Source organism: Corynebacterium kalinowskii (assembly GCF_009734385.1).
Taxonomy (GTDB): Bacteria; Actinomycetota; Actinomycetes; order Mycobacteriales; family Mycobacteriaceae; genus Corynebacterium; species Corynebacterium kalinowskii.
This window is the reverse complement of the sequence record NZ_CP046452.1, coordinates 1,580,822-1,607,695: the sequence shown is the minus strand read 5'-3', so window position 1 is coordinate 1,607,695 and position 26,874 is coordinate 1,580,822. Positions and strand designations below refer to the sequence as shown.

General features: G+C 58.5%; 28 protein-coding genes. 15 read left to right on the top strand and 13 right to left on the bottom strand.

The window, feature by feature from the left end:
• The first annotated feature begins 17 nt into the window (after positions 1 to 17).
• The 6 genes from CKALI_RS07590 to CKALI_RS07565 all read left to right on the top strand — a co-directional run bounded on the left by CKALI_RS07590 (position 18) and on the right by CKALI_RS07565 (position 4,069).
• Positions 18 to 845: an LOG family protein gene (locus CKALI_RS07590; RefSeq protein ID WP_156192719.1), complete on the top strand. Its 828-nt coding sequence runs from the start codon at positions 18 to 20 to the stop codon at positions 843 to 845.
• Between the two features lie 61 nt (positions 846 to 906).
• Positions 907 to 1,719 carry a dihydropteroate synthase gene (gene folP / locus CKALI_RS07585; RefSeq protein ID WP_156193705.1) on the top strand — a complete coding sequence of 271 codons (813 nt, stop codon included), beginning with the start codon at positions 907 to 909 and terminating at the stop codon, positions 1,717 to 1,719.
• The gene (locus CKALI_RS07580) at positions 1,716 to 2,480 is read left to right on the top strand and encodes a glucosyl-3-phosphoglycerate synthase (protein ID WP_156192718.1); all 765 of its coding nucleotides are present in this window, start codon (positions 1,716 to 1,718) and stop codon (positions 2,478 to 2,480) included. Before folP ends, CKALI_RS07580 begins: the two co-directional genes overlap by 4 nt.
• A 27-nt stretch (positions 2,481 to 2,507) precedes the next feature.
• Positions 2,508 to 2,819 carry a DivIVA domain-containing protein gene (locus CKALI_RS07575; RefSeq protein ID WP_156192717.1) on the top strand — a complete coding sequence of 104 codons (312 nt, stop codon included), beginning with the start codon at positions 2,508 to 2,510 and terminating at the stop codon, positions 2,817 to 2,819.
• Positions 2,820 to 2,950: 131 nt separating this feature from the next.
• The gene (locus CKALI_RS07570) at positions 2,951 to 3,118 is read left to right on the top strand and encodes a DUF3117 domain-containing protein (protein WP_156192716.1); all 168 of its coding nucleotides are present in this window, start codon (positions 2,951 to 2,953) and stop codon (positions 3,116 to 3,118) included.
• 84 nt (positions 3,119 to 3,202) lie between these two features.
• Entirely contained in the window at positions 3,203 to 4,069 is an 867-nt protein-coding gene (locus tag CKALI_RS07565) for a methyltransferase domain-containing protein (protein ID WP_156192715.1), read from the top strand.
• Here the strand turns inward: CKALI_RS07565 and CKALI_RS07560 are convergent.
• The 4 genes from CKALI_RS07560 to glgA all read right to left on the bottom strand — a co-directional run bounded on the left by CKALI_RS07560 (position 4,066) and on the right by glgA (position 10,263).
• Positions 4,066 to 5,538 carry a GH32 C-terminal domain-containing protein gene (locus CKALI_RS07560; RefSeq protein WP_156192714.1) on the bottom strand — a complete coding sequence of 491 codons (1,473 nt, stop codon included), beginning with the start codon at positions 5,536 to 5,538 and terminating at the stop codon, positions 4,066 to 4,068. The two genes, CKALI_RS07565 and CKALI_RS07560, sit on opposite strands and share 4 nt — an antisense overlap.
• 126 nt (positions 5,539 to 5,664) lie before the next feature.
• Complete coding sequence (locus CKALI_RS07555; protein ID WP_156192713.1) at positions 5,665 to 7,611, bottom strand: sucrose-specific PTS transporter subunit IIBC; 1,947 nt, start codon at positions 7,609 to 7,611, stop codon at positions 5,665 to 5,667.
• 107 nt (positions 7,612 to 7,718) lie between these two features.
• Positions 7,719 to 9,017 (bottom strand): glycoside hydrolase family 32 protein, encoded by a 1,299-nt coding sequence (locus CKALI_RS07550; RefSeq protein WP_156192712.1) that lies wholly within the window; start codon positions 9,015 to 9,017, stop codon positions 7,719 to 7,721.
• Positions 9,018 to 9,090: 73 nt separating this feature from the next.
• Positions 9,091 to 10,263, bottom strand: a complete 1,173-nt coding sequence (gene glgA, locus CKALI_RS07545; RefSeq protein ID WP_156192711.1) for a glycogen synthase — start codon at positions 10,261 to 10,263, stop codon at positions 9,091 to 9,093.
• Positions 10,264 to 10,469: 206 nt separating this feature from the next.
• On the opposite strand from glgA, the gene glgC reads away from it, so the two are divergent.
• Positions 10,470 to 11,687 carry a glucose-1-phosphate adenylyltransferase gene (glgC, locus tag CKALI_RS07540; RefSeq protein WP_156192710.1) on the top strand — a complete coding sequence of 406 codons (1,218 nt, stop codon included), beginning with the start codon at positions 10,470 to 10,472 and terminating at the stop codon, positions 11,685 to 11,687.
• A 121-nt stretch (positions 11,688 to 11,808) separates the two neighbouring features.
• On the opposite strand, the gene CKALI_RS07535 is transcribed toward glgC, so the two are convergent.
• Positions 11,809 to 12,441: an O-methyltransferase gene (locus CKALI_RS07535; RefSeq protein ID WP_156193704.1), complete on the bottom strand. Its 633-nt coding sequence runs from the start codon at positions 12,439 to 12,441 to the stop codon at positions 11,809 to 11,811.
• 258 nt (positions 12,442 to 12,699) lie between these two features.
• Between CKALI_RS07535 and sigE the strand changes: the two genes are divergently transcribed.
• From sigE to tatB, 3 genes are read left to right on the top strand one after another with little or no spacing between them, the layout of a single operon-like run.
• Positions 12,700 to 13,335 (top strand): RNA polymerase sigma factor SigE, encoded by a 636-nt coding sequence (sigE, locus tag CKALI_RS07530; protein WP_156192709.1) that lies wholly within the window; start codon positions 12,700 to 12,702, stop codon positions 13,333 to 13,335.
• A 48-nt stretch (positions 13,336 to 13,383) separates the two neighbouring features.
• Positions 13,384 to 13,764: an anti-sigma factor family protein gene (locus CKALI_RS07525; RefSeq protein ID WP_156192708.1), complete on the top strand. Its 381-nt coding sequence runs from the start codon at positions 13,384 to 13,386 to the stop codon at positions 13,762 to 13,764.
• A gap of 52 nt (positions 13,765 to 13,816) precedes the next feature.
• The gene (tatB, locus tag CKALI_RS07520) at positions 13,817 to 14,278 is read left to right on the top strand and encodes a Sec-independent protein translocase subunit TatB (protein WP_156192707.1); all 462 of its coding nucleotides are present in this window, start codon (positions 13,817 to 13,819) and stop codon (positions 14,276 to 14,278) included.
• Here tatB and CKALI_RS07515 read toward each other — a convergent pair.
• From CKALI_RS07515 to CKALI_RS07500, 4 genes are read right to left on the bottom strand one after another with little or no spacing between them, the layout of a single operon-like run.
• Positions 14,275 to 15,300 (bottom strand): FAD-dependent oxidoreductase, encoded by a 1,026-nt coding sequence (locus CKALI_RS07515; RefSeq protein WP_156192706.1) that lies wholly within the window; start codon positions 15,298 to 15,300, stop codon positions 14,275 to 14,277. The two genes, tatB and CKALI_RS07515, sit on opposite strands and share 4 nt — an antisense overlap.
• Positions 15,301 to 15,317: 17 nt before the next feature.
• On the bottom strand, positions 15,318 to 16,442 hold the full coding sequence (locus tag CKALI_RS07510; protein WP_156193703.1) for an Mrp/NBP35 family ATP-binding protein: 1,125 nt from the start codon (positions 16,440 to 16,442) through the stop codon (positions 15,318 to 15,320).
• A 20-nt stretch (positions 16,443 to 16,462) separates the two neighbouring features.
• Positions 16,463 to 17,080, bottom strand: a complete 618-nt coding sequence (locus CKALI_RS07505; protein WP_156192705.1) for a DUF1003 domain-containing protein — start codon at positions 17,078 to 17,080, stop codon at positions 16,463 to 16,465.
• 9 nt (positions 17,081 to 17,089) lie between these two features.
• Positions 17,090 to 18,394: a magnesium transporter MgtE N-terminal domain-containing protein gene (locus tag CKALI_RS07500; RefSeq protein WP_156192704.1), complete on the bottom strand. Its 1,305-nt coding sequence runs from the start codon at positions 18,392 to 18,394 to the stop codon at positions 17,090 to 17,092.
• Between the two features lie 128 nt (positions 18,395 to 18,522).
• Here CKALI_RS07500 and CKALI_RS07495 point away from each other — a divergent pair, with 128 nt between their 5' ends.
• A complete protein-coding gene (locus tag CKALI_RS07495; protein ID WP_156192703.1) occupies positions 18,523 to 19,035 on the top strand; it encodes a general stress protein in 513 nt (170 codons plus the stop codon).
• Here the strand turns inward: CKALI_RS07495 and corA are convergent.
• Positions 19,032 to 20,126, bottom strand: a complete 1,095-nt coding sequence (gene corA, locus CKALI_RS07490) for a magnesium/cobalt transporter CorA (protein WP_156192702.1) — start codon at positions 20,124 to 20,126, stop codon at positions 19,032 to 19,034. The genes CKALI_RS07495 and corA overlap by 4 nt on opposite strands.
• A gap of 164 nt (positions 20,127 to 20,290) precedes the next feature.
• On the opposite strand from corA, the gene CKALI_RS07485 reads away from it, so the two are divergent.
• Positions 20,291 to 20,968 carry a type 2 periplasmic-binding domain-containing protein gene (locus CKALI_RS07485; protein ID WP_156192701.1) on the top strand — a complete coding sequence of 226 codons (678 nt, stop codon included), beginning with the start codon at positions 20,291 to 20,293 and terminating at the stop codon, positions 20,966 to 20,968.
• Here the strand turns inward: CKALI_RS07485 and CKALI_RS07480 are convergent.
• A complete protein-coding gene (locus tag CKALI_RS07480; protein WP_156192700.1) occupies positions 20,958 to 21,587 on the bottom strand; it encodes a hypothetical protein in 630 nt (209 codons plus the stop codon). The genes CKALI_RS07485 and CKALI_RS07480 overlap by 11 nt on opposite strands.
• A gap of 98 nt (positions 21,588 to 21,685) precedes the next feature.
• Between CKALI_RS07480 and CKALI_RS07475 the strand changes: the two genes are divergently transcribed.
• On the top strand, positions 21,686 to 23,089 hold the full coding sequence (locus tag CKALI_RS07475; protein ID WP_156192699.1) for a DNA polymerase IV: 1,404 nt from the start codon (positions 21,686 to 21,688) through the stop codon (positions 23,087 to 23,089).
• On the opposite strand, the gene CKALI_RS07470 is transcribed toward CKALI_RS07475, so the two are convergent.
• Positions 23,058 to 23,999 carry an asparaginase gene (locus CKALI_RS07470; protein ID WP_156192698.1) on the bottom strand — a complete coding sequence of 314 codons (942 nt, stop codon included), beginning with the start codon at positions 23,997 to 23,999 and terminating at the stop codon, positions 23,058 to 23,060. The genes CKALI_RS07475 and CKALI_RS07470 overlap by 32 nt on opposite strands.
• 167 nt (positions 24,000 to 24,166) lie before the next feature.
• Here CKALI_RS07470 and CKALI_RS07465 point away from each other — a divergent pair, with 167 nt between their 5' ends.
• Positions 24,167 to 24,700: a hypothetical protein gene (locus CKALI_RS07465; protein WP_407643745.1), complete on the top strand. Its 534-nt coding sequence runs from the start codon at positions 24,167 to 24,169 to the stop codon at positions 24,698 to 24,700.
• Between the two features lie 263 nt (positions 24,701 to 24,963).
• On the top strand, positions 24,964 to 25,167 hold the full coding sequence (locus tag CKALI_RS07460) for a YgaP family membrane protein (RefSeq protein WP_156192697.1): 204 nt from the start codon (positions 24,964 to 24,966) through the stop codon (positions 25,165 to 25,167).
• A gap of 68 nt (positions 25,168 to 25,235) precedes the next feature.
• Here CKALI_RS07460 and CKALI_RS07455 read toward each other — a convergent pair whose 3' ends face one another.
• Positions 25,236 to 26,825, bottom strand: coding sequence for an ABC-F family ATP-binding cassette domain-containing protein (locus CKALI_RS07455; protein ID WP_156192696.1), 1,590 nt, complete (start codon positions 26,823 to 26,825; stop codon positions 25,236 to 25,238).
• Positions 26,826 to 26,874 lie beyond the last annotated feature (49 nt).

Genomic DNA, 26,874 nt, shown 5'->3' with positions numbered 1-26,874 from the left:
GGCGAAAGAGGTGGATTGTGGCACCAAGTAGGACTCCAAACGAAAGTAAGAAGCGTTTGCTACGTGGCCCCGTACTGCTTCGGAAATCCGGCCCGCAGGAAAGCACTACTGACCAGCGACTACTTGATCAGCAGCACAATATTGATTGGCTGCACACCGATCCGTGGCGCGTTCTGCGCATTCAGAGCGAGTTTGTTGATGGCTTCGGCGCCCTCGCTGATTTGCCACTCGCCGTTACCGTATTCGGATCTGCTCGCATTAAGGAAGGCCATCCGTACTACACCTGGGGTCAGCAGATCGGCGAGAAGCTGGTTGAGGCCGGCTACGCGGTGATTACCGGTGGCGGACCAGGCCTGATGGAAGCACCGAACCGTGGTGCCTCTGAGGCTGGCGGTCTCTCCGTAGGTCTCGGCATTGAACTGCCACACGAGCAGGAGCTCAATAACTGGGTCGATCTGGGCCTGAACTTCCGCTACTTCTTCGTGCGCAAGACCATGTTCCTCAAGTACTCCGAAGCATTCGTCTGCCTCCCAGGCGGCTTTGGCACACTCGACGAACTCTTCGAGGCCCTGTGCATGGTCCAGACCGGCAAGATCACCAACTACCCGATCGTGCTTGTGGGCAGCGAGTTCTGGGGCGGGCTTGTCGACTGGCTCCGCGACCGCCTGATCTCCGAAGGCATGATCGCAGCGAAGGACATCGACCTATTCATGGTCACCGACGACGTGGACGAGGCCATCGAGTACATCGTGAGCCGTCACGCCAGCCTGCGCAAGGACAACGACTTGGCCTATGGGGACAAGACCGATGCCTCTGAGGTAGCAGCCGGGCTTGTCGACGACTAATCCACGGTCACCCGTGGCCTCCGGCTTCGCTGATCCAGCGAACCCCGGACTGGCGGTGGTGATGGCCATTGTGAACCGAACGCCTGACTCGTTCTATGACAAGGGGGCGACCTATGCCGTCGATAAGGCGCTGGCGGCGGTAGACGCGGCGGTCGTGGCAGGGGCGCGCATCATCGATATTGGCGGGGTGAAAGCCGGTCCTGGACAAAGGGTGGACGCGGTCGAGGAATCCGAGCGCGTCGTGCCACTCATCGCTCAAGTGCGAATGGCGTACCCGGACTTGGCGATTTCGGTCGATACCTGGCGCAGTGATGTCGCCGACGCGGCGATTCGTGCCGGGGCAACCCTCGTCAATGACACGTGGGCTGGGCACGATCCTGAGTTGGTGCAGGTAGCGGGGCAGCACCGCGTGGGATATGTCTGTTCACACACCGGTGGGGCCATCCCGCGGACCCGCCCGTACCGAGTTCACTACGACGACGTGGTAGCAGACGTTATTGCCGAGACCACTGCCTTGGCAGAGCGAGCGGTGGCGTGCGGGGTTCCCGAAAACCTGGTGTTTGTTGATCCGACCCACGACTTTGGAAAGAACACCTTCCATGGTTTGGAGCTACTTCGTCGCATCGATGAGGTGGTGGCTACGGGATGGCCCGTTCTGATGGCGCTGTCGAACAAGGATTTCGTGGGAGAGACCGTCGGCCGCCCTGTTGATCAGCGGGTTCCAGGTACTTTGGCGGCGACGGCGTGGTCGGCCGCGCGGGGAGTGGCTGCCTTCCGCGCGCACCAAGTGCAGGAAACAGTGGACGTGATCCGGATGACCGGCGCCATCGCAGGAACCGCCCATCCGGTGAGTACGATTCGGGGGTTAGTATGAGCGAGCTGCTTCGACGCGCCAGCGTCGTCATCCCCGCGTTGAATGAAGGCGCCACCGTCGCCGAGGTGGTCCGGTGCGCTGTTGCGGACGGGCCGGGGGAAGTGATCGTGATTGATTCCGATTCCACCGACGCAACGGCTCGAGAAGCGGAACGGGCTGGGGCGGTAGTGCTGAATTGGCGTGAAGTGCTGCCTGATGTCGAAACTCGACCAGGCAAAGGCGAGGCGCTGTGGCGCGGGGTAGCTGCTGCGCGGGGCGAGATTGTGGTTTTCCTCGATGCTGATCTGCTGCAGCCACGATCGCACCTCGTTCGTGACCTGGTGGCTCCATTTTCGGCAACTGAAGTGCAGCTGGTGAAAGGGCATTACCAACGGGCATTCGAGGGTCATGCCACCGGCGGTGGGCGAGTGACTGAACTGACCGCAAAGCCGTTGCTGCGCCACTTCTTCCCAGAACTGAGTGGGGTGCAACAACCCTTAGGAGGCGAATACGCGATCCGCCGACCGGCCGCACGGGAGCTGCCGTTCACGGAAGGGTACGGGGTTGAGGTAGGACTGTTGCTGGACGTGGCTGAAAAATACGGGCCTGAAGCGATCGCGCAGGTGGACCTTGGCTCAAGATTTCATCGAAACCGGCCGCTTGCTGAGCTGGCGCCCATGGCGGACATTGTCTCTCGCACTGTCTTGTCTCGCGTTCCCGAATTACTGCGCACGGTGGCGAGACCGCACGAGCGTCCCCCGCTTGCTACTCTTTCTACATAAACTCATCCGCTGATCAAAGGTGAACCCATGCTTACTTGGCTCATGTATATCGTTGGCTTAGCCGTTGTCGTGGCACTGCTCACGGTGGTCTTTGGTAAGGCGTTCGGGCGGGGCGAAGTGATGCCTCCGATCGTGGATAACGTTTCGCTCCAAAAGCTGAACGCTGCTGCCTTGGCTCGTTCTGACTTCGAAGCTGTTCGCTTCGACACGGTGATTCGTGGCTATCGACAGGATCAAGTAGATGCCGTGATTGCCGAGCTGACCGATGAGATTCGTGCGCTTCGCTCCGTCCAGGGTGTAAAAAACACGCTGAAAGAAACGTCAGCCACTGAGTTGTGATCCGTCGTCTACCCGATGGTAAAAGTGCTCTTGACCTGGAGTTTTGACTTGGGTCCGTACCTTCGGTGAAGAAAGTCACCTAGAATGGGCAGTTAAGAACATTAGCTTTTAAAGTGAGGAGCTGACTGATTGTGGCAGCTATGAAGCCGAGGACCGGCAATGGGCCGATGGAAGCGGTTATCGAAGGTCGCAAGATTGTGATGCGCATCCCGACTGATGGCGGTGGCCGTCTCGTCGTAGAGCTCAACCAAGAAGAGGCGGCGGAGCTGGGAGCTCTGCTCGTAGAAGTCTCTAGCTAAACAGCAATTTTGTTTCTATCGGCACCACGACAACGCTATCGTTGTTGTGGTGCCGTTTTCCCTATTGAGAGATGAGGTACGCGCATGCTGCGTGACGTGATAGATATTCTTGCCGATCCTACTGACGGTTCAGCGCTGCAGCTTACCGACGACGATCGTCGCATTGTCTCTGATTCCGGACATTCCTTTGACATCGCCCGCCAAGGCTACGTGACCTTAGCCGGAGGCGAGGGACTTAAGCACACCGGCGACGACGCGGACATGATCGCATCCCGGGAGACTTTTCTGTCCGGTGGCTACTTCGCGCCGTTTGTGGAGGCAGTGTCTGCCACCATCAATCAGGCGTTGGATGAGGCAAATGTCGCCGACGAGGATCGCCCAGCAATCGTCGAAATTGGTGCTGGTACCGGCTACTATCTCGCGCACGCTCTAGACGATGTTGCCGAATCCCGTGGCGTTGGCATTGATATCTCAGTACCGGCTGCTAAGCACCTTGCCAAGTGTCATCCGCGCGCCGGGGCCGTCGTCGCAGACGCTTGGCAGCGGCTGCCCATTCGGGATCGTGCAGTAGATGTCATCACTGTTATCTTCGCACCTCGGAACCCTGAAGAATTCGCCCGGATCTTGAAAGAAAAGGGTCAGGTTATTGTGCTGACCGCGCACCCGGGGCACCTCGACGAACTCCGCGAGCCCTTGGGAATCATCGGCGTCGAGCCTGGAAAGATCGAGCATCTGATGGAAAAATCTGCGGGGTTCTTGGAGCGCATTGGTGAGGACGAGGTCATCGAATTCCCGATGGAGCTCGATCGGGCATCGATCGCAGCACAGATTGGCATGAGCCCGTCTGCGCGACACATTGAGGCAGAGGATCTAGAACGCCGCATTGCGGCGCTCCCGGAAAAGATGATCGTGACCGCGAAGGCTCAGATCACTCGCCTGCGCCTAGCCTAAAGCTCATCCTCGCCAGGCAGTGCTGGCTCCATACCGTGGAACTTTGGAAAGTCCAGCGGGAACGTGGAGCTTTGCTGTTCAATGACAGCAGAGCCCACGGCAGTTGTGCGGAACTCCACGATGCGTGACTGCGCATAAAGTCGGCTCGCCATCGTCATCGCGCCACCATCGGCAAAGACTTCCACCGCGGAACCGTCCACGATAATCGTGAGAGCATCAGTGTCCGCCGCGATCAGTGGGCCCTCGGCGATGTGATCGCCCTCGTGGTTTGGGTTCATCGACCGATCGAACGTCAGTAGGTCGCCCTGATGGCAGACTACGGCGGCGGTGCGGCCTTGGTCGTCGATAAGCTCCACTTGCACCTCGGCGTCGGCGGCGGAGGCGTCGATAAGCGCGGTGAGCATGCAGGCACGCTCGGAGGTGCGAATTGCGGCCGGCAGCCCTGGGGTCGGGGTTTGGTAGATCAGGCCATCCTGCAAGGTGGTAACGCGTGGCAGGGAGAGACAATTGGCCCAGCCTTCCTCTGCAAGACTGAGGTGCTGGCTTGGGTCGTCGTAGCGTCCGATGCCATTCATCAGGCCAAAGATGTTGGCGGAGCTGTAATCAGGGAGGTCGGTTTGATCCGCCAGGCTGACATTTGTGTTGCGCGGGCGGGTGAAATCGTGGCCGAAGTCCAGGCGCGTGAACGAGGTTTTCACGGTGAAGGTCGAGCCCGTCAGCTGACCGATCAGGTAGCCGGAAATGTCGATGCCTTCGTGTTCGATGGTTACCAGCAAAACGTCGTACATCTGGCCGTCGACCTCGTCCGACAGGCGGATGATGCGCGGACTCACCAAGCGTTCGACTGCTTCTAGGCCTGTGGTGCCATCGAAGGTGAGTGGGCCACGAAGGCTCCACTCACGTCGATCATAGGAATCCAGCACCATTAGTTGTGGCTTGTCCTGGTCGCCGGAAACCGCGAGCATGAGCCAGCCTTTGAGGGGCTCGCCGCTCACTTCGTCATAGTCCCAGCGCGGTACGACACAAGGGGAGCGGAAGTCGACGAAGCCGTCCCGGTTGCCGACCACCTGACCCACACGGCGCACATGCTTATCGACGGCTGACGCGTCATCAGAAACTTCTTCCAGCGAGGCATCGATGTCCTCAACTTCGGCGACGTGGATGGACGTGCCCTCCTGGTTGATGGAGGTGAAATAGAGCTCGGTAGATCCGCTCCGCGTGCCGATGACGGCTCCCGCGCGCACTTTGATTTCGTCGCCTTCGGGGGCGATGGCGTCGTCGCAAATGTCCCAATCGAAGGGGAGCTGATCGGCGAATTGGTGCGCCCAGCGGGCAGGAGCATCGAGCTCAGGCTGGTATTGGTGGAACACGTGCCACTGGTTGCCACTGCGCAGTACTCCTGCGGGAGCGTTGAGGATGCCTCGCTCTGCGGTGATGTGGAGTTCAGGCCTGTGGGTGTAGTAGCTCATGGTCGATTCCTTCTGCTGACCTCGGGTCCATTAAGAAAATGACTTCGGTACGCTGGCTGCGCCCTGGAAGGGATACAACCAGCGTACCGATTTCGGGCCGACTGGGGAGCTTACTGGAAAAGGTTGCTAGTTAACGTCTGCCGTTGCTGCTGGTGCGACATTCGCTGCGAGATCGCCGATGGTGATAGCGCCAGGCGTTGCTGGGGTGACTGGGCCTAGTTTCTTCCAGTTTGAGACCACGACTGGGGTTGTGGTGTCGAATCCGGCTTGCTTGATGGCGTCAATATCGAAAGTGCCCAGGAGGTCTCCGCGATGGACCGCGTCTCCCTTCTTGACAGCCGGCGTAAATCCGGTGCCCTTCAGCGAAACGGTATCAAAGCCGATATGCATGAGAATCTCAACGCCATCGTCGCTGCGGACGGCGAAGGCGTGACCGGTAGGAAACGCGACTTTGACAACGCCGTCGACGGGGGAGCGAAGCTCGCCAACGGTTGGCACCACAGCAAAGCCCTTGCCCAGCTTGCCGGAGGCAAACATCTCGTCGGAGACATCTTCCAGCGGGATCAGCGCACCCGTGAGTGGGCTAGCAATTTGCCACTCGCCAGCTACCTCGGGAAGGGCTGCCGGAGCGAGATCAGTGGCAGGTGCGGCATCTGGGTCAAGCGAACCCTGGGTTTTGCGCAGGTGTAGTGCCCATGCGTAGGAGGCGACGAAGGAGATCACGAACGAGGTGGCTACACACACCAAGAACATCGGAATGTCTTGGGCGCGGATGGAAACGAAACCGATGAAGCCGGCTGCGCCCAGTGCGATGGCCTTGACCTTGAACAGTGCGATCATGGCGCCGGTGATGCCAGCAGTGCCCATGGCGATGTAGAACGGCCAGCGAAGGCGAAGGTTTACACCGAAGATGGCGGGTTCGGTGATGCCGAAGCAGGCTGACAAGCCGGATGCGGTCGCTAGACCCTTGAGCTTTTCATCTCGGGTGGTCAGGCCGACGGCGAGTGCTGCGGCGCCTTGAGCGACGTTGGCCACAGAGGCGGTGGCGAAGATAAAGGAACCGCCGGCGGCGAAGAGCTGCAGCTCAACTGGTGGGAAGGACTGGTGGAGGCCGGTGATCACGATCGGGGAGTAAATCAAGCCAAAGATCAAGCCACCGACTGGGCCGGCGAAGCTGTAGATATTTTGGAGTCCGATCGCGAGGGTGTCGCCAAGCCAGCGCATGGCGGGTCCCACAGCGATGAAGGTGAGAAAGCCTGTGATCAGCAGGGTCAGCACTGGTGTGACTAGGAAATCGACAGTGCCCTTGAGCTTGGAGTGCAAGAATTTCTCAACTGTGGCTAGGATCCAAGCGACCAGGAGGATCGGGAGAACGGTGCCTTGGTAGCCAGCTTGGGCAACCTGGAAACCGAAGAGATCCCAGTAGGTCATCGTGCCTTCTTGGATAGAGGTTGCGACCTCGTAGCCGTTGATGAGGCTTGGGAAAACCATGGCCATTGCGATGCCAGCGCCGAGGTACTCGTTACCGCCGAACCGCTTGGTTGCGGTGAACCCGACCAGGATCGGTAGGAAGGCGAATGGTGCCGCTGCCAGCAGGTTAATCATCTCGGCCATGCCTGTGATGGCTGGGAACATTTCTACCAGCGACTGAGGGCCGAACAGATCCTTCGCGGTGAGGATGTTGTTGATGGCCATCAAGAGACCGCCGCCAACCAGGATTGGGATTAGCGGAACAAAGATGTCGGCGAGCATTTTGATCGCCCGAGAGAAGGGGTTGCCTTCCTGTGCAGCAACGCTTTTGAGTTCTTCCGTAGAGACGGAACGAGTGCCGGTGAGTTTGGTTAGCTCGTCGTAGACGCTGTCTACGTCGCCAGGCCCGACGACAATCTGGTACATGCCGCCAGCCTCGAAGGTGCCCTTGAGATCGGGATCGTCGTCGAGGGCTTTCTGGTTGATGCGGGACTTATCGTCAAGAACAAGGCGAAGGCGCGTCGCGCAGTGCGCTGCTGCCTTAATATTGGACTCGCCGCCGAGCGCGGCAAGAGTTCGCTGTGCTACGGCTTTGTGATCCATAGCGCCCTCCTGGATGATGTGGTGCTGATAACAGTGGGATTCTGCCTGTTATCTTCATCCTATGGGAGGTTCCTATTTTTGAATAGCGTTATTCTATGTGACTTTGTCTACTTTTCTGTTGCAAAACCAACATTCGAACCGTGGTAGAACACCCGTGAAGAAAACGCTATGCCACCGGCGAAAATCTCCAAGCACGACCCGTCAACGATGGCGAGAACTTCCACATCTTCCGACAACTTCGGCGCTACTCGGCTCTCAGCACCCCGTGTGAGTTCAAGCTCGGTGCCACAGTGCAGAACCGCCAGCTCGCGGCTTTCGCCTTCAGTTAGTACTAGCCGGTCTCCGCTTCGGAGGGTGCCTTGCCACACCGCCACGGGGCCGTAGTCTGCAGTTGCTGGGGCAGAGCTTATCGACGCCCACGGCTGCTGCCACACATGGCCGTCGATAAGCTCGAGGCGTCGCACCATCGTGAGCGCGTGCACCCAACCTTCAGCTTTAGTCGGCTGTTCGTCCTGGGCGGGGAGACCCATCCACCCGATCAGGAGCGGTTCCGGGCTGTTGCTCGCGATTTGTGGCGCGTAAAACTCGTGGCCGAAGTCCAGGATGGTGAATCCGCGCGTGACCGTGAAACAGTTCCCGTTGAGGTGGCCGACGACGTAGCCACAGCAATCCGCAGCCGGATAGGGGTCGGACATGCCTTGGGGGAGGAATAGGAGAACATCGTAGGTGTGTCCGTCATGTGCGTCGACCATTGAGAAGAGATTTGGGCATTCCCACATATACCCACCCGGGATGAGATCTGGGGAGAAACCTGGGCGAGCGTTGCTGAGATCAAACTCGATCGGGCCGGCGAAATCCCAGTGGCGCCGATCCTGTGATGTATACAGAGCTACGTGACCCGTTTCATCTGCACGCTGGGCACCAAGTACCATGACCCATTCGCCGTCTCGGTACGTTACGTGCGGATCCCGGTAGTGCGCGGTAAACCCGTCCGCTGGACCTTCGATGAGTGGATTTTGTGGGTGTCGGATATGGGAACCACCGTCCGAGCGGTGCCGGCCGGATACAGTCACCAAATTCTGGGTCGCGCGACGCACCCCGCCAGGTTTCGCATTTCCGGTATAGAACAATTCAAGTTCGCCATCGATCATCACGGCTGATCCGGAGTAGCAACCGTCCAGGTCGTAGTCGGTCAACGGAGCAAGTGCATCCGGAAAGTGCTGCCACGTGGGATCGTCCCGGGTTGTGGTGGCATGCCCCCAGCCCGTCCGCTTCGCCCCGAAAGGCCACTGCGGATCGTGCTGGTAGTAGACGTGCAAGATGTTGCCGTCAAGGTACACACCATTCGGATCATTGAGCCTGCCCACGGCAGGAGTGAGATGGAAACGAGGACGCAGCGAACTCATGATCCCAGGTTAGCGGCGAAACAAGAAAAGGCGCGACCACTAGCTGTGGCCACGCCTTTTCCATCGGGGAAACTTACATCAAGGACTTGTAAACATCTACTGTCTGTTGCGCGATAGTTGCCCAGGAGAAGTCGTCCACCGCGCGCTGGCGACCAGCTTCGCCCATCTTCTTGGCGTTTTCGCGATCGGCAACCATCTTGTTAACGCCCTCAGCGATGCCGCGTTCGAAGCCTTCAGCGTCGCTTTCGTCGTAGTGAACGAGGGTGCCGGTAGTGCCGTCGACGACAACCTCAGGGATACCTCCCACATCGGAAGCGACAACTGCGGTGCCACAGGCCATGGCCTCCAGGTTTACGATGCCGAGTGGCTCGTAGATGGATGGGCACACGAAGGTATCGGCAGCGGTGAGGATTTCCTGAATCTTGTCCTTTGGCAGGAAGTCCTGCACCCAGAACACGCCGTCGCGCTGCGCTTGGAGTTCCTCGACCAAAGCCTTGGTCTCGGCTGCGATCTCAGGGGTATCTGGCGCGCCCGCGCAGAGGACGAGCTGGACGCCGTCGTCGAAAAGCTTGGCGGCCTTGATCAGGTGGCCCACACCCTTCTGACGGGTGATGCGACCGACGAATGCCGCGATCGGCTTCTGCGGGTCTACGCCTAGTTCGGTGAGGACAGACTCTGGATTGTCCTCGAAAGTTGGGCGTGGCTGCCAGAGCTGGGTGTCGATGCCGTTGAGTACGATGCGCACCTTGTCCGGTTCGATACGTGGGTAAGCATCGAGGATGGAATCCTTCATGCGGGCAGACACCGCGATCACCGCATCTGCGTATTCCATCGCATTCTTCTCTGACCACGAGGACACCTCGTAGCCGCCACCGAGCTGCTCGCGCTTCCATGGGCGGTGAGGCTCCAGGGAGTGTGCCGTAGCAACGTGCGGGATGTCGTACAGGCGGGCGGCCAGGTGGCCGCCCAGACCTGCGTACCAAGTGTGAGAGTGGACAACGTCGACATTGTTTGCCGCGTTGGCCATTCGCAAACCGGTGGAGAGAGTCTGAATCGACGCGTTTGCATCCTTCAGTTCTGGGTCAACGCCGTGGACATAGACGTTTGCTTCGTCACGAGGCGCGCCCATGCAATGCACGTCAACCTCAGTGATCTCACGCATGTAGCGGGTGAGCTCCGCAATATGTACGCCAGCACCACCATAGATCTCTGGTGGGTACTCCTTGGTCATCATTCCAACTCGCATACTTTCGAATGTAGCCATGATCGCTTTTTGCTGCAGAACACTTTCGCTTCACGACGTCATCCGACTCACAAACGGGGGAGGGAAACCCACACGTCACTGCTAATGAATTTAACTTTTGTGACGTTTTAGCAGGTCAGTGCGCCTGGTGAGCAAAAAGGGAAGCGGACCCACTGCGCGGTCGCGCGAATGCAGATACGTTGGAAGATGTGAGAAGCCAACCACATGTTCTAGCAATCGTTCTCGCTGGTGGCGAGGGCAAGCGTCTGTTCCCGTTGACGGCAGACCGAGCCAAGCCAGCCGTGCCATTCGGCGGTACCTACCGACTCGTCGACTTCGTACTGTCTAACTTGGTCAACGCAGGTTTTATGCAAATCTGCGTACTGACCCAGTACAAGTCCCACTCGTTGGACCGCCACATCTCCCAGTCCTGGCAGCTGTCTGGCCTGACCGGCCAGTACATCACCCCAGTTCCAGCGCAGCAGCGCCTGGGTAAGCGGTGGTACACAGGCTCCGCCGACGCAATCCTGCAGTCCCTGAACCTGATCTACGACGAGAACCCTGACTACGTCATCGTTTTCGGTGCAGACCACGTTTACCGCATGGATCCGCGCCAAATGCTTGATGACCACATCAAGTCCGGCAAGTCCGTCACCGTCGCAGGCATTCGTGTCCCACGCTCCGAAGCGCACGCATTCGGCTGCATCAAGGCTGACGATGATGGGCACATCACCGAATTCTTGGAAAAGCCATCCGATCCTCCTGGAACTCCTGATGACCCAGAGATGACCTTTGCGTCCATGGGTAACTACATCTTCACCACCGATGCACTCATCGCTGCGCTGACCGCGGATGAGGATTTGGAAGATTCCACCCATGACATGGGTGGCGACATCATCCCTTACTTTGTTGAGCAGGGTGACGCTAACGTCTACGATTTCTCTGCCAATGAAGTGCCAGGTTCTACCGGGCGCGACAAGGGCTACTGGCGCGACGTAGGTACCATCGACGCTTTCTACGAAGCTCACATGGATCTCATCTCGGTCTTGCCAATCTTCAACCTGTACAACCGAAGCTGGCCAATCCACTCCACGGAGGAAGGAAACTTCCCGCCAGCTAAGTTCGTCCAGGGCGGTATCGCGCAGTCGTCCATGGTTGCCTCCGGCTGCATCATCTCCGGCGGAACTGTGCGCAACTCCGTTCTCTCCAACAACGTCATCGTCGAAGAGGGCGCAACGGTCGAAGGTTCCGTGCTGATGCCGGGCGTGCGAATCGGTAAGGGCGCTGTCGTCCGCCATGCCATCTTGGACAAGAACGTCGTGGTTTCCGAAGGTGAATTCATCGGTGTGGATCTGGAGCGTGATGCATCACGCTTCACCATCTCCGCTGGTGGCGTTGTCTGTGTCGGAAAGAACCAGCGCGTCTAGTTTCTTCTCGCTGAAAGGGGGCCCGATGGTAATCGGGCCCCCTTTTGGATTCTTTATTTGTCATACGGATGAAATCTTGGCGTAGACAGCACATTTCATCGCTGAACCAAATAGGAAGTGACTAGCCTTGCTTAGTCACGATCGTCATGCCTGCACCGAGCGGCAGGCGCGTGACCAGTGCCTTGTCCAGATCGCGCAAGTAGGCATCAGCCTCTCGCGCCGACACGGTGTCCCGGTCGGTCCTGGTGGTGTCGGAAAGGGTGCCGTCGAGAAGCGAATCAGCCAGAACCAACACGCCACCTTCCACCAGCAGTGGCCAGGCAGCATCGATGAAGGCACGCTGATCAACAGGTGCGACATCACCGTAGACGAACTGATAAGAGTTGTTCGCCAACCGGCCCATCACTTCCAACGGGCGGGACGGGAGGAAACGGAAGGAAGAAGACTTGTAGCCTGCCTGCTGGAAGCAAGCTTTTGCCTTCTTCTGATGCTCGGACTCTGGGTCGATGCAGGTGAGGTGGCCTTTGTTGCCGAGACCTTCCAACAGGTACAGCCCGACGACGCTAGCGGCTGGAGTGACTACGATTGCGCCAGCGGCGGCTGGGGTAGCAGCGCCGGCAGCGAGGGTGCGCAACAAGGCGCCAGTGATGGCATCAGGGGTGCTCAGGTGAAACTCCTCTGCGTGTTGGTACGCAGTCTCCATTGCTGGAGTGGAGTCAGTGGTGTTCTTAATGTAGGTGCACAGGGTTTCCATCGCAGTTTCAGTCACGTTGGATAGTGTAGGTGGAAAACGGCAGGTGGTGGGCGATAAACACCGTCGAATCCCTGAATCTGTGACTGCAGTTGCTTATTGGGGCTGTCGGGAAGATGTTGTGAAGAAGTGATCGGACTTTAAGTTCGCTCACATCCAGTAGGAAACAAAAACTCACTTTCCGTTGTTATAACTAATGACAACGTCGTCAGGAACACATAGAACTGGCGCATGGACAGGAAGATCAGGCACAATACTTTTATGAGCTCTTTCGATTCCCCGGATCTGCCCATTGCAGAGGTTGCCGAGGAACTTGCCCCACTGACTGGCACTGCTGCATTTGATGCAGGACACGCAGACATGCCGACGTGGGCGGAACTCGTTGCAGAACACGCAGATAGCGTCTACCGGCTGGCTTTCCGTCTGTCCGGTAATCAGCACGATGCGGAAGACCTGACCCAGGAAACCTTCATGCGCGTGTTTCGATCGATCAAGAGTTACCAGCCGGGAACCTTTGAGGGCTGGCTGCACCGCATCACCACCAACCTGTTTTTGGACATGGTGCGCCACCGCAACAAGATTCGCATGGAAGCCTTGCCGGAAGACTACGATCGCGTCCCAGGCACGGATCTGACTCCGGAGCAAGCTTACTCGGTATCCAACCTGGATCCGGTGCTTCAGACTGCACTCGATCAGCTCAGCCCGGAGTTCCGTGTCGCCGTCGTCCTTTGTGACGTGCTGGGTCTGTCCTATGACGAGATCGCCGACACCCTGGGCGTGAAGCTCGGTACCGTGCGTTCTCGTATCCACCGTGGACGCTCCCAGATCAGGACGTATCTGGAGCAGGCCGCTATCACGGATGAGAACGCTCAGCTGCTCATCCCGGTACAAGGCTAGGATTGAAGTGTAAAAGGATCGATGCGCGAGAGAAGGAGGTTGACCACTATGCACTTTTCTCGCCCGTCAGGCCCTAACCCAGGGCATCGTGAGTTTTCCTCCGTCGAACATCTCAGCGCAGAGGCGGTCGCTGGCTTCGTAGACAATGAACTGCCAACAATTGCGATGAACCGAGCCCGGATTCACCTCGTGCACTGTCAAGAGTGTCGCGCCGAAGTGAGCGAGCAACGTCGCGCGGCTGAGCGCCTGCGCCGCATCGCCGACGAAAAGGTTGAGGTTCCGTCGACACTCATGGCCAAGCTCACCTCCATCGCGCAGTCCTGCCCAGAGGGGCCGGACGCTCAGGAAGTTGCCCACCCTCGTGGCGAAACGATCCTGGCTAAGGTCGAAGTGTTCTATCGCGCAGTGCGCAAGAACCAAGGCAAATAGCCACCAGTAGTCACGCGCGACTTTTCCGCTCCAAGAGACTAAGGTTGTAACGGTGTTTAGCGATGTTGGTTGGGGCGAAATTCTCGTCATTATTGTGGTCGGACTGATCGTTATCGGTCCGGAGCGGCTCCCGAAGGTCATCCAAGATCTGCGTGCCGCTATTTTCGCAGCTCGGACGGCCATTAATAATGCTAAGCAGGGTTTGAACGAAGAGTTCGGTTCGGAGTTCGATGACTTCCGCAAGCCAGTGGCAGAGCTTGCCACGCTCACGCGCATGGGCCCACGTGCCGCGCTGACCAAGACTCTGCTCGATGGCGATGACTCGCTCTTCGATGCGTTCGACCCGAAGAAGGTCATGGCAGAGGACACCGCTGGCGAAACCGAGCGCGCACGTGCGGCGCTCTACCAGACTGATCCGAAGCAAGAGACCACCCCGGAAACCAACAAGGTGGAGCGCCCCGATGACGACGGAAAACCTGCTGCTGGCGGATTCTCCTGGGCGGATATTACCTAAACATCAGCCATAATCGCCTGCGCAGCCGAACGGGCGTAGGGGTTTACTCCGATGATGGTATCGGCTGCCGGCCCCACCCAATCGCCGTAGCCCACCAGATGCATCCGAGGTGCGTCCACCAAGGCAGTGCCGGACAGCTCGAGCCCGTAGCCCTTCAGATGGCGCAGCGCTGGGCGAAAACCCGTGCACCACACAATGGCATCGATCGGTTGTGCGCGACCGTCGGCCCACACCGCGCTTGTCGACGTCAATCGTTGAAACATACTATTGGCCTGCAACATGCCCGCATCCAGGGCTTTCTTCACAGGCGGGACCAATACGATGTCCCCTAAGTCTGAGACCTTTGGTGCAGTGTCGCCGGCGTTGATGGCAGCGATATGCTGGGCCGCAACGGAAAAGAGCCGGGCGCCGTCGTAGTCCTCCGGAAGAAACCTAGGTGGCCGTAGGGTGCACCATGTAACCGTAGCGCTTCCGGAAAGATCGGCAGCGATCTGGGCACCAGAGTTTCCGCCACCAACAACGGCGACTCGCAGGCCTGTGAAATCTTCGGGCCCGCGATAGTGACGAGAGTGGAGCTGAGTGCCCTGGAATTGGCGTTGCCCGGGAATGCTCGGGACGAAGGGGCGGGAAGCGTTACCGGTGGCGTTGACCAGATACTCAGAGACAATGGCGTCACCGTTGGATAAGTCCGTGTGGAAAGGGCCTCGACCACTCGTGCGCAGGGCAGTTACCGGGCGACGAACGTCAAAACGATAGCGCTGCTCATAGGCAGAGAAGTAGTCGATAATCTGATCTGGCGACGGGTAGGAATCTGGTGGCAGGGTCAACTGCCAGCCGGGTAGCGATGAAATCCGGGCAGGGGAGAACAGTCGCAAATTGCCCCAGGTGTGATTCCAAGACGCTCCCGGTGAGGCTTCTGCGTCGATGAGGACTACTCGAAGCCCCGACCTGCGCAGATAATAAGCAGTAGCAAGGCCAGCCTGACCGGCTCCGATGATGAGGACATCACAGCGCTCGATCATAGCTAGCCTCCTTTGCACTACTTGGCGGAAACGCCAAGCCCCAGGGTTTTGCCCGCGATGGAATCGCGACGCTTGTGTAGCGAATCCGCAATCTTATTAATCGCTACTGCAGTAGGAGATTCCGGTGCGACGATGACCACTGGCATTCCGGAGTCGCCGCCCTGGCGCAGGGCAGGATCCAGTGGAACTTCTCCGAGGAGTGGGACATTGGTGCCGGTGAGCGTCGACAAGCGCTCAGCAACCTTCGCGCCACCGCCTTCGCCGAAGACAGCCATCGTGGAGCCGTCGGGAAGCACCATCGCACCCATGTTCTCGATGACACCGGCAACTCGCTGGTGCGTCTGCAACGAGGCGGTACCGGCCCGCTCAGCCACCTCAGCTGCAGCATCTTGCGGGGTAGTGACCACGAGGAGTTCAGCGTTTGGCAGGAGCTGGCCGACGGCAATCGCGACATCACCGGTTCCCGGGGGAAGATCCAACATGAGAATGTCGAGGTCGCCCCAGAATACGTCCGCCAGGAACTGTTGAATCGCGCGCTGGAGCATCGGTCCGCGCCACATGACAGGGGCGTTGCCCTCCGTGAAATGGGCGATCGAAATCATCTTCACGCCATGTGCCTGAACAGGCATGATCATGTCATCGACAGCGGTGGGCCGTTCGTCGGTGCCGAACAGGCCCGGGATGGAGTGGCCGTAGATATCGGCGTCGACAATGCCGACCTTCAGACCGCGTTGAGCGAGAGCGACGGCAAGGTTGGCCGTCATGGAGCTCTTACCCACGCCCCCCTTGCCGGAGGCAACCGCGAAGACGCGAGTAGTAGAGGACGCCTTGGCAAACGGAATCTCAGGGTTGTCGGCGTGGCCACGCAGGGAGGTGCGCAGCTCGCGACGCTGCTCGTCGCTCATTACGTCGGTGGAAACCGAGACGGCGCCGATGCCGGGGATCTCTTTGATAGCAGCCTCAGCGTTAGCCACGATGGTGGTCTTCATCGGGCATCCAGCAATGGTGAGATAAATCTCCACGTCGACGTTCGGGCCGTCAACTGCTACGGATTTCACCATGCCCAATTCGGTGATGGGCTTGCCGATTTCGGGGTCATCCACGCGCGAAAGCGCAGCGCGGACATCGGATTCAGAAATCATGTGAGTCACGGAAGCTAATCCTACCGCGTAGGGCTTTCGCCCTCGTCCAGCGCCTGGTGCTTTTCAGCGACATCGCCATGGCGAGGTTCTGACAGTTCGGAGGAACTGCGATCATTCTCCCGCTCGTGTTCACGCGCGATGCGTGCGGCCGACTCGTCATCCAGTTTTGCTTCGATGCGTTCGAGTAGGCCTTGGACATCCTCCAGCTCTCGACGCAGGTAGTCGCGGGTGACGGCGTCACCAAGGGACAAGCGAACGCTGGCCAGCTCTCGGGCCAGAAATTCCGTGTCGGCTTTGGTCTCCTCAGCTCGCCGGCGATCTTCCGTGATCGTCACGCGGTCGCGGTCTTCTTGGCGATTCTGCGCCAGCAAAATCAGCGGGGCCGCGTAAGCAGCCTGAGTAGAGAAAGCGAGATTAAGCAGGATGAACGGATATGGATCCCAACTCCACCACCAAGCGCCGGCATTCAGGGCGATCCAAATGATGACAAAAACCGTCTGCCAAAACAAATACTCGCCGGTGCCAAAGAATCGAGCGACTTTTTCGGCGAAGGCGCCCACAGCATCTGCGTCAACACGGAGAATGCCTTTGCGGGGACCAACAGCGGGAGTGTCCAGCTGGGAGCGTTTGTCCGCCATGGTGCCTCCTTAACGGGCTGATGAAGGGGTGTGAGAGTGAATCGGATCGGGGCGCAAGCCAAGCTCACGCCAGTCCTCCGGTAGGAGGTGATCGAGCAGGTCGTCGACGGCGACGGCCCCGAGCAAGTGATTGTCCTCGTCGAGCACTGGACCACACACCAAGTTATACATGGCAAAGTAGCGAGCGGCTGTCTCGTGCGTATCGTCCGCATACAGCGGTGGTAAGTCCGGGTCCAGAATGCCGCCAACTAGCGAACTCGGCGGTTCGCGAAGCAACTTCTGTAGGTGGACGCACCCGAGGTACTTTCCAGTAGGAGTCGCTGTCGGCGGGCGAACCACAAACACTAGCGAACTCAGTGAAGTAGGCAGATCAGGATTTCGCGCCATTGCAAGCGCCTCCGCCACCGTGGTTTGCGGAGTAAGAATGAGTGGCTCGGGGGTCATTAGAGCGCCCACGGTGCCTGGCGAAAATGTCATGAGGCGTCGGACTGGAGCGGATTCTTCTGGGTCCATCAGTTCCAGCAGGACGTCTGCCTTTGCATCGGGAAGCTCGCCCAACAAGTCAGCGGCATCATCCGGGTCCATTTCCTCCAACACGTCCGCTGCGCGCTCTATGTCGAGTGCCTCAATAAGCTCTGCCTGGTGATCGTCTGGCATCTCCTGGATGATGTCGGCGAGGCGTTCGTCGTCAAGCTCCTCGGCCACTTGTTGGCGCTGCAGCATAGACATTTCGTGCATCACAGTCGCGATATCGGCTGGGCGCATGTCATCGAAAGAGGCGATGATCTCGGTGGTGGCATCCGTCTGGCCAAAGCCACCGGAGGTTGCTCCAAGCACGTGTGCCCAAGGCACCACATGCAGGTCGGCGCGACGACCAAACTTCGGACGATCACCGAATACCGCCAAGCGGGAAATGACCCAGTCGCGTGTGCGGGTGCGTTCGAGCTCGACGTCAGCAATCTCCACGGGCTTATAGTGCAAATGAGGCAATTCTGGATCATTGACCTGGACTTTTGTGCCGACTAGATCCTGCATCACCGTGGATTCACCCGAACGAGGCTTGAAACCTCGCATGGATATCGAGCCGGACACCAGCGTGATATCTGATGGGTCGATGTTAGCAACACGAAGCAGCGGGACAAAGATGCGACGCTTATTCGTCATTTCCACCACGAGTCCCAGGGCCCGGGAGAGATGGGTGGTCGGGCGAATGCTGACTACGACATCGCGCACGCGACCGATGGGTTCTGCATCGGGCCCTCTGACGATCATTCCGTTGAGGCGGCCAGCGTATACCCGAGTTGTAGTGCTCATAACTGGCCATTGTAGTGGTGAGTGGACGATTCTTGGGCGGGGCCTAGTGCACAATCCAACCTGGGAACATTCTGGTCTGTTTATCCGTTGAACACGGTAGTAAACGTCACTAATTGCATAAGGATGTCATGGAACCGCAGCGAAAAGTCGCCACCCCAGCCCAGGTCGACCCGCGCCCGCTCCCTTCCGGGTGGCCGGTGGGCAGCTTTGCCACATATGGGGAGGCTCAGGCGGCCGTCGATATGCTTTCCGACGCTGGTGATTTCCCAGTCAACGAGCTCACAATCGTGGGTGTCAATCTCATGGAGGTTGAGCGCGTAATCGGCCGTCTGACCTGGGGGAGGGTGCTGCTCGGCGGGGCCGCCTCCGGTGCCTGGATGGGCGTATTCTTTGGCCTTCTCATGGGACTGTTCAGCAACAACTGGGTAGCACCTTTGATCGCAGGCATTCTGATGGGCGTTGTCTTTGGCATGATCTCCGCAGCCACGAGTTATGCCAGCACCCGTGGCCAGCGCGATTTTAGCTCCCAGACCCAGATTGTGGCAGGGCGTTACGACGTCCTGTGTTCGCCGGAACACGCAAGGTCGGCCCGCGACCTCATTTCCCGCGCTAACCTAGCGGGAAAGCTGAAAGTGGATTAGAGCCATTTGTTGCGTTTGAAGAACCACCACATGCCCATGATGGAAGCAAACATGATGAACAGGACGACGTAATAGCCGTACTGAGTCTTCAGCTCCGGCATGTTTTCAAAGTTCATGCCGTAAATGCCAGCGATCATCGTTGGGACCGCCGCCATACCGACGATGGCGGATAGGCGACGCATATCCGCATTCTGCTGCATGGACACCTTCGCCGAACCTGCATTGATCAGGGAGGTGAGTCGTTCATCGTGTGAGGCGATGAGATCCATGGCAGAGATTTCATGGTCGAGGACGTCGACGAAGTATTTGCTGATTTGATCTGAGAGCAAACCCTGTTGGTTTGTGGTGAGGGTGCGAAGCGCAGGAGCAAGCGGATCGATGGCGTGGCGCATTTCTAGGATCTCTCGCTTCAGGCGATAGATCTGCTCAATATCGAAGCTCGTGCCGGGGGCGAACACTTCGTTTTCCAGCTCATCCACGTCGATGGACAGCAAGCGGGCGATGCGAATGTAGTCGTCGACAAGCACGTCAGCAATCAGCCATGCGACCGCCGACGGGCCGAGCGCGCACCGCTCCGGATCGAGCTCCAGGCGCTTTTTCAAGCCGGTGATGGTTGATTGCTCGCCGTGGCGAATCGTGATGATGAAATCGGGGCCGACGATCATTTGGACCTCGCCGGTTTCGATGATCTCTTTAGCGTCGGTAACGATGGCATCATCGGTGTACTTCACCGCGCGGATGACAAAGAAGAACTGGTCGCCGTAACGATCCACTTTGGGGCGCTGTCGCGCGCCCACGGCATCCTCCACAATCAGATCGTGGACATCGTAGGCCTGGGAGATGAGCATCATTTGGCGCTCATCGGGTTCATAAAGACCGAGCCACACGTAGCCCGAACCGGAACGACGCACTTCCTCCAAGGCTTCGCGGTAGTTGTAAGATCCCCGGACTGGTACTCCGTCTCGGTAGATCACGCAACGCTCGATCGCCCGCTCTACTGGGACGCGAAGTTTTGATCCTGTCTCTTGCGAGGGAGGCTGAGGTAGGGTATCCGGCTTCGGCCGTTTGGGGAGCGGGAAAGTGTTCGCCATCGCTGAACCTCCTCAGGTGCAAGTGGGGATTAACTTCACAGACATTACAACCCTATCTACCTGCCGACCAAGTGGCAGAAGGAGTCGAAGCTCCTGCTCGAGGACTAGTCGAAGTAAAGTGGTAGCAGTTATCAGACAATGCGTTTGAGAAAGGCGGTTGTCCCGTGAGGGGAGTGGCTACTCGATGGGCAGTGGGAGCGACGCTGTGCGCTGTCGGCTTCACTGCAGGTTGTGCTAGTGAGCCACGAGGTGAGATGCGTGAATCGGAACGAGATACCATCTTAATTTCCATCAATGACGAGAGATACCAGCAGCAAGCCTTTGGCGAAGTGATTACTGGAGCTTTCGTCCGCAGCGGCCGAGAGGCATACTTGGAGACTGAAAGAAACTCCATGGACAAGCCGCGGATCAGTCGATTGGAGTCTGGTCAGGTAGATCTCGTCGTGGGTTGTACTGGCGAGTTTTTGCACTATCTTGATCCGGCGCTCGCGGAGAAACTGTCGAAGGAATATCTCGCAGACAAAGCAAAGGGGTTGGATCCAAATGACGGCACCTGGCGCGACAAGGTTTATCAGGCGATGGTCGGTTCCTTGCCGTCCACGCTGATGGCCACTGACCCCTCCAATGCCCAGGGCTGCGACAACTATGAGGGCCCGGAACTCCCACAGAACGTGGTCCCAGTCTTTCGCGAAACGGCGCTCAGCCGTGACGATCGCGGCATCCTTAACAAGGTCACCGGTGGTATCAGTACAAAGGACTTGGACACACTTTTCGACGGTGATCAGCGACGAGAGGCAACTCATTCACGGGCAGAGGCGCTGCTCAACAAACTCACATTTTAGCTGTTCGGAGCAATTGTTCTTGCTCATTCAGCTGGTTCGCCCCGACACGGATGAGCATGAAGGCGAAGGTTAGTTCGGAAACGACAGTAAGCACCATGACCTCAGGGTCATACGGTCGAATTGGCAGTCCCGCAAGATGAAGCCCGGTCTGCAGGGCACACACCACTGCATATAGGTAGAAAAAGACCGCCAACCACTTGGGGAAACGCTCATCTAGCTGCAAACAGTGGGCCATGAAAAACACTGCCACCGCCATGAGCACTTGAGCAATGTGATAGTTGGTCGTGAAACTGGTGACATTGGGTTGTACTTCGAGTAAGTGCGTAACGGCGCGAACGTAGAATCCGACGGCGACAGCGTTGAAGACGAACAGCATGAGCGCAGATTTTGGTGCGGAGCGTCGGAAAGATACAAAGATTAGTACCGTGCCGAGTAAGTACAGCATGGCAGCGCCAAGTCTAAGGAGACATCCGTGGATTGAATTAACTCCTAGCAGCACGGCGCCAGATTGTGTGAAAAGATACCCGATCCAGGCCAGGCCGCCGGTAATGAGCGCCAAACTGTTGGTTCTCGGGTAGACGGAAATCGCAGACTTGACTGTGTGGTCGATGGCGGACACTTTGACTCCAGTGCTACGAGAATTCCTATACAAGCAACAGTTAATCATAAAGCTTAAGCATTTGTACCCAGAAAAACGGTTCGGGATATGCTCGCAGCATGCAGCGCTGGGTTTTACACATCGATATGGATGCATTTTTTGCGTCGGTCGAGCAACTGACCCGACCAACGCTGCGTGGTCGCCCGGTGTTGGTCGGCGGAATGGATGGTCGGGGAGTGGTTGCTGGCGCATCCTATGAAGCCCGTGCGTATGGGGCTCGTAGTGCGATGCCGATGTATCAAGCTCGCGCACTCGTAGGGTATTCAGCGGTCACGGTTCGACCCCGTCATGTTGTGTATCAGGCCGCCTCGCGTCGGGTCTTTCAACTGGTGACGCAGCGCTCCGGGGTGGTCGAACAGCTGTCGATCGACGAGGCGTTTCTAGAGCCCGAGGAGTTGATCGGAGCTAGTGCGCCCCAGGTCAGTCAGTGGGCGGAGGACCTCCGAGCGCTCATCTGGCAGGAAACAGGGCTGCCGGCCTCGATCGGTGCTGGTGCAGGAAAGCAGTTCGCCAAGATCGGCTCCGGAGAGGCCAAGCCGGACGGTGTGTTTGTGGTGGAGCGGGACCGGCAGCATGAGCTTCTCGATCCGCTTCCGGTGCGAAAGTTGTGGGGCATCGGCCCCGTGGCTGAGGCGAAATTGGCTCAGGTCGGTGTGGAAACCATCGCTGACTTCGCGGCGCTTTCCCAGCGTGATGTTGAGATAACCCTTGGTAAGAACTACGGAGTTGGCCTGTGGGAGCTCGCTCGAGGATACGATGAGCGGCCCGTCGTACCACGGGCAGAAGCGAAGCAAGTCAGCGCCGAGCACACCTATCCACAAGATCTCACCACCACCGCGCAGGTGGACGAAGCGGTGCAGCGATCCGCTCGAGATGCGCACCGACGCTTGCTTCGCGACGGCAGAGGCGCCCGCACCATCACGGTGAAAACCAAACTCGCGAGCTTTGAAACCGAATCCCGATCGATGACGCTGCCTTATGCCACCGACGAGTTCGCCACATTGCATGCAAGTGCGCGAAAGCTGACGCGCTATCCCGACCAAGTCGGTCCCATCAGACTCATCGGAGTGTCCTATTCGGGTCTGGAGCTGGAACGACAGGATGTGATGTTTCCGGAACTTGATCAACGCGTGGTTATCGAGACCTCCGGGAACTATGAGGCTGGAGTGCGTGGCGATGTCAAGGATGCAGAGATTTCGGTGGGTAGCGAAGTAGTCCATAGTGACTCTGGCACCTCGTGGCGCAGTACCCAGGACGTGTTTCACCCAGAATTTGGCCACGGCTGGGTGCAGGGTTCGGGCCACGGCGTGGTCTCGGTTCGATTCGAAACCCGCACGACCACCCGCAGCCTTTCCCGGAGTTTCGCTGTCGATGACCCCAAACTAGTACCGGCTGATCCTTTGGACAGCCTCGACTGGGGCGACTGGCTGGCTACATCAAAGTCGCCAGATGGCGACCTGTAGCAATCGAGATCGCCAGCAACACCCGAGCCTGTGCGGAGCGGAAGTAGGTCGTTGGGAAGGCGCCCTTTGCGTGCAGTGATGCGCCACCACCTACGCCGCCATAGCTCGGTAGCACTTCGCCGCGGGGGACACGGGTGCTAAGGGCGACGGGGATCCCGGCTTCGAGGACGTCGATAAGCCCGTGCGCGAACTCTGTGCTCACATTGCCCGAACCCATGGATTCGACCACAATTCCATCGACTTTCTTGTCCTTGAGGTAGTCGAGGATATCGCGACCCGCGCCAGGGTAAGCATGGACGATACGGACGTCGAGGCCGGCGAGCTCAGCGAGATCCACGGGAACCGGGCGGGTTGGTTCCTCCGGACCATTGGTGGCGAAGGCCAACTCCTCGGTTGTGTGCCATTTGGTGGCTCCACGGGCTGGGAGTACCGCGTGGCCGAAGACGATCAAGCAGCCGATGCCGTGTGCGGAATCGTCGCTGGCGATCACGATGGATTCGAAGAGATTGTTCGGCCCGTCGGATTCAGGATGGTCGAAGGGCTTCTGGGAGCCGGTGAACACCACGGGGCGCGGATCATTGTGGAAGGTGTCCACCGCTACCGCGGTCTCCTCCATGGAGTCGGTGCCGTGTGTGACCACGACGCCGGATACCGTGGGGTCTTCGAGAACGTCGTGAACTGCCTGGACGATTTCATCGATGTCCGCAAAAGTCATCGATGATGAATCCAAGCGCGTAAGCTCACGAACTTCAATGTCCATGGTGCCCGGGGCGAATCGAGCTGCCACCGGCGCTACGAGCTGTTCCCCAGACACAGTGGGGAGCAAAATACCATTGCGGTCCGCCGTGCAGGCGATAGTTCCGCCTGTGGTGATGACAACGACTTTGTTAGGGGCAGCTGTTTCAGTCATAGAATTAACACTCTCACATGTAACGAAGCAATGGACTCTTGGGGATACCCATGGTGCGCGTGTTATTATCGCTGACGCGCCAGTTGTGAGGACGCCTGTGCAGAAATCTAACGCTAGGCCCCGGATGAAAGAGTCTTCACAAGACACCAACTCTCAAGGAGATTTCGTTGAAGTTTTCCACCAAGGCTGCGGCCGTAACCATGATCGCCGCTGCTCTGAGCCTCACCGCGTGCTCTGGTGACGAGCAGCCAACTAAGTCCCAAACCACTAGCGCGACTTCCAAGTCGGCCCCGGCAAAGGGCGCTGCACCAGCGCAGCCAACTGCAGCAGACCTCAACGCTGTGCTCGGGACTGCTACTGATCCTGCTGCGAGCGTGGAGCAAAAGACCAAGACTGTGCAAAAAGGTGAGACCGCTCCGGAGCTCTTTGAGACCATGACCAAGTCCAAGCAGGACTCTGGTGCAAACTTCCAGGTTGTGGATCCGATTCTCCCGGGCTACACCCCAGATTCCGTGCTTGCTACCGTGAATTTCACCATTCCTGGTCGTGAGCCACAGGCTGCTGAGAACGTGGAGTTCGTCCACGAGGACGGTGCCTGGAAGTTGTCTCAGTCTTGGGCCTGCACCCTGATCAAGAACACCGTGGCTCCGGAACAGGTTCCAGCCATGTGTGAAGAAAAAGCTGGCGTACCAACGCCTTAATTCCTATTTTTCCGTAAACGGGAACGAGCAATACTCGATACACGAAACCCGGTAGTCGGGGTAGATCAACTACTGAAATGGCCAGATTCGCCTGAGTAGTGGATTAGCTGCCCTGACTATCGGGTTTCGCGCGTCAGGAATCGGTCAGGGTTATTCCGGGTAGGAATGGCTCGGTGATCTTGGGCCACACCCGGGGGTGCTGTTGATGTGACATCAAACTCTAGATAGTTCATGAAACATCTAAGCGACCTAAAATAATGGGCATGAAACCAAACGAAGGATCCCTCGATCGCGGTCTTCGCGCCGTGCTTGCCATCATCGCAGCTGCTTGCGCAGCTTTTGTTACCTCTGGAACCACGTCCATCATCTTGTGGGTTGTCGCGGCCATCCTCGCGCTCACCGCAGCTGTTGGCTTCTGCCCGCTCTACCGTATTTTCGGCATCTCCACCTGCAAGGTTAAGAACTAGCCTTTTCCTCGACGGCGATCCCCTCAGTTCATGAAAAAGTGACTGAGGGGATCGTAATCGTTTTCGGGTCAGCGTGGGCTCAGATCCAGACGTCGGCCCTGCCAGCGGGATCGCAGCCACCGGTCGTGGCTGGCAATGATACAGACTCCCGGATAGCTCGCGAGAGCTGCTTCTAAGTCTTCGGCCAGGGCGAGGGCGATGTGGTTGGTTGGCTCGTCCAGAAGCAAGACTGGTGGAGGATCGCTGAGCACCATGCCAATGGCTACCCTGCGCTGCTGACCAAGGGATAGCTCCCGCATTGGGGTGTGCATGTGCCCATCATCCAACAAACCGAGCTCAACAAGGCTGGCGCAGTACTGCGCAGGCGTGGCGTCAAGCGAGGGCCATTTGACGTCCTGCGGCAGATAGCCAATCCGCGCGCCATCAAAAACGGTGCGGGTGCCCGTAAACTCGGCAATCTCGCCAGCAACGACACCCAGGAGGGTCGACTTCCCGGCGCCGTTGGGGCCCGTCACCAAGACGGATTCCCCAGCAAAGAGTTCGAAGGTCAACGGTGCGAGTCTTCCTGGCACGGCGATCTTTTCCAACCGAAGCAGTGGCTCTGAAGTCCCGAATTTCATAGTGTCAAGCTGGCGACTAAAGGAAAGTGCCGGGTGTGGCTCGGGGATTTCGAAGCGCTCCAACTCTGCCAGGCGTGCCCGGGTTGCGGACAAGCGATTGCCGACGGTTTTCGCGGCTCGATCCGAGTAGAACTTGGCGGAAATCCGAGACTCTGATTTGGACACTGTGGAGTGAAAAACATCCGACTCCGAAATACCCAACTTGTTCTCAAGTTCCAGGCGCGTTTGTTCCTGAATCGCGAAATCGTGCTCCCACCGCCGACGCGCTGCGGCGCGCCATTCGAGATAGTCACTGAACGAGCCCGTGTAGAGGGCGCCCTGGCGGGAGTCTTCGCCATAGCCGCCCTCGGCTCCCAAAGCGGGATCGAGGTCGATGATGTCAGTTGCGCAGTTGTCGAGGAACCACCGATCATGGCTGGCGGCAATCACCGGCCCAGGAAAACGCTCGAGCTCTCCGATGAGGAAATCCACAGTGTTGGCATCGAGGTGGTTCGTCGGCTCGTCCAGCAGCAGCCCGTCCGCAGGTCGGAGTAGCAGGGCAGCAAGAGCGTAACGACGCCGTTGGCCTCCCGACATGTCCCCAATAGCGGTACTGGCAGGCACGCCTTCCAGCCCGAGCCCAGCCAGGACTTCAGCCACGCGGGCATCCAGAGTCCACGCCCCAGCTTGTTCAGCGCGTGCCAACGCGAGATCGAATTCTTCGGTGACATCGCGGTGGGCCATCTCGGCGCCGAGGCGTTCAATGTCGGCTTCTAGCTGGCGGATGTCGGCGACTGCGGCGTCGATAAGCGTGCTTGCTGGCGCGTTGGGTGGCAGGGTCGTTTCTTGCTCGATGAGCCCGACGCGGGGCGGCCGGGTGATGGCGCCGACATCGGGGGCGCTGCCTGCGAGCAGCGAAAGGAGAGTGGACTTCCCAGCACCGTTTTCACCGATCAGGCCGGCGATGCGGCCTGGGGTGACGGTAAAGGAAATGTCGGTCAGGACACGGCGCGTGGGATAAGAGAAGCTGACGCGGTCGAGACGAAAGAGTGCGGGCATGGGTGATCCTTAAGTTTGTGGAGGTCGTTGGGGAGCTGCCGGTGAACTT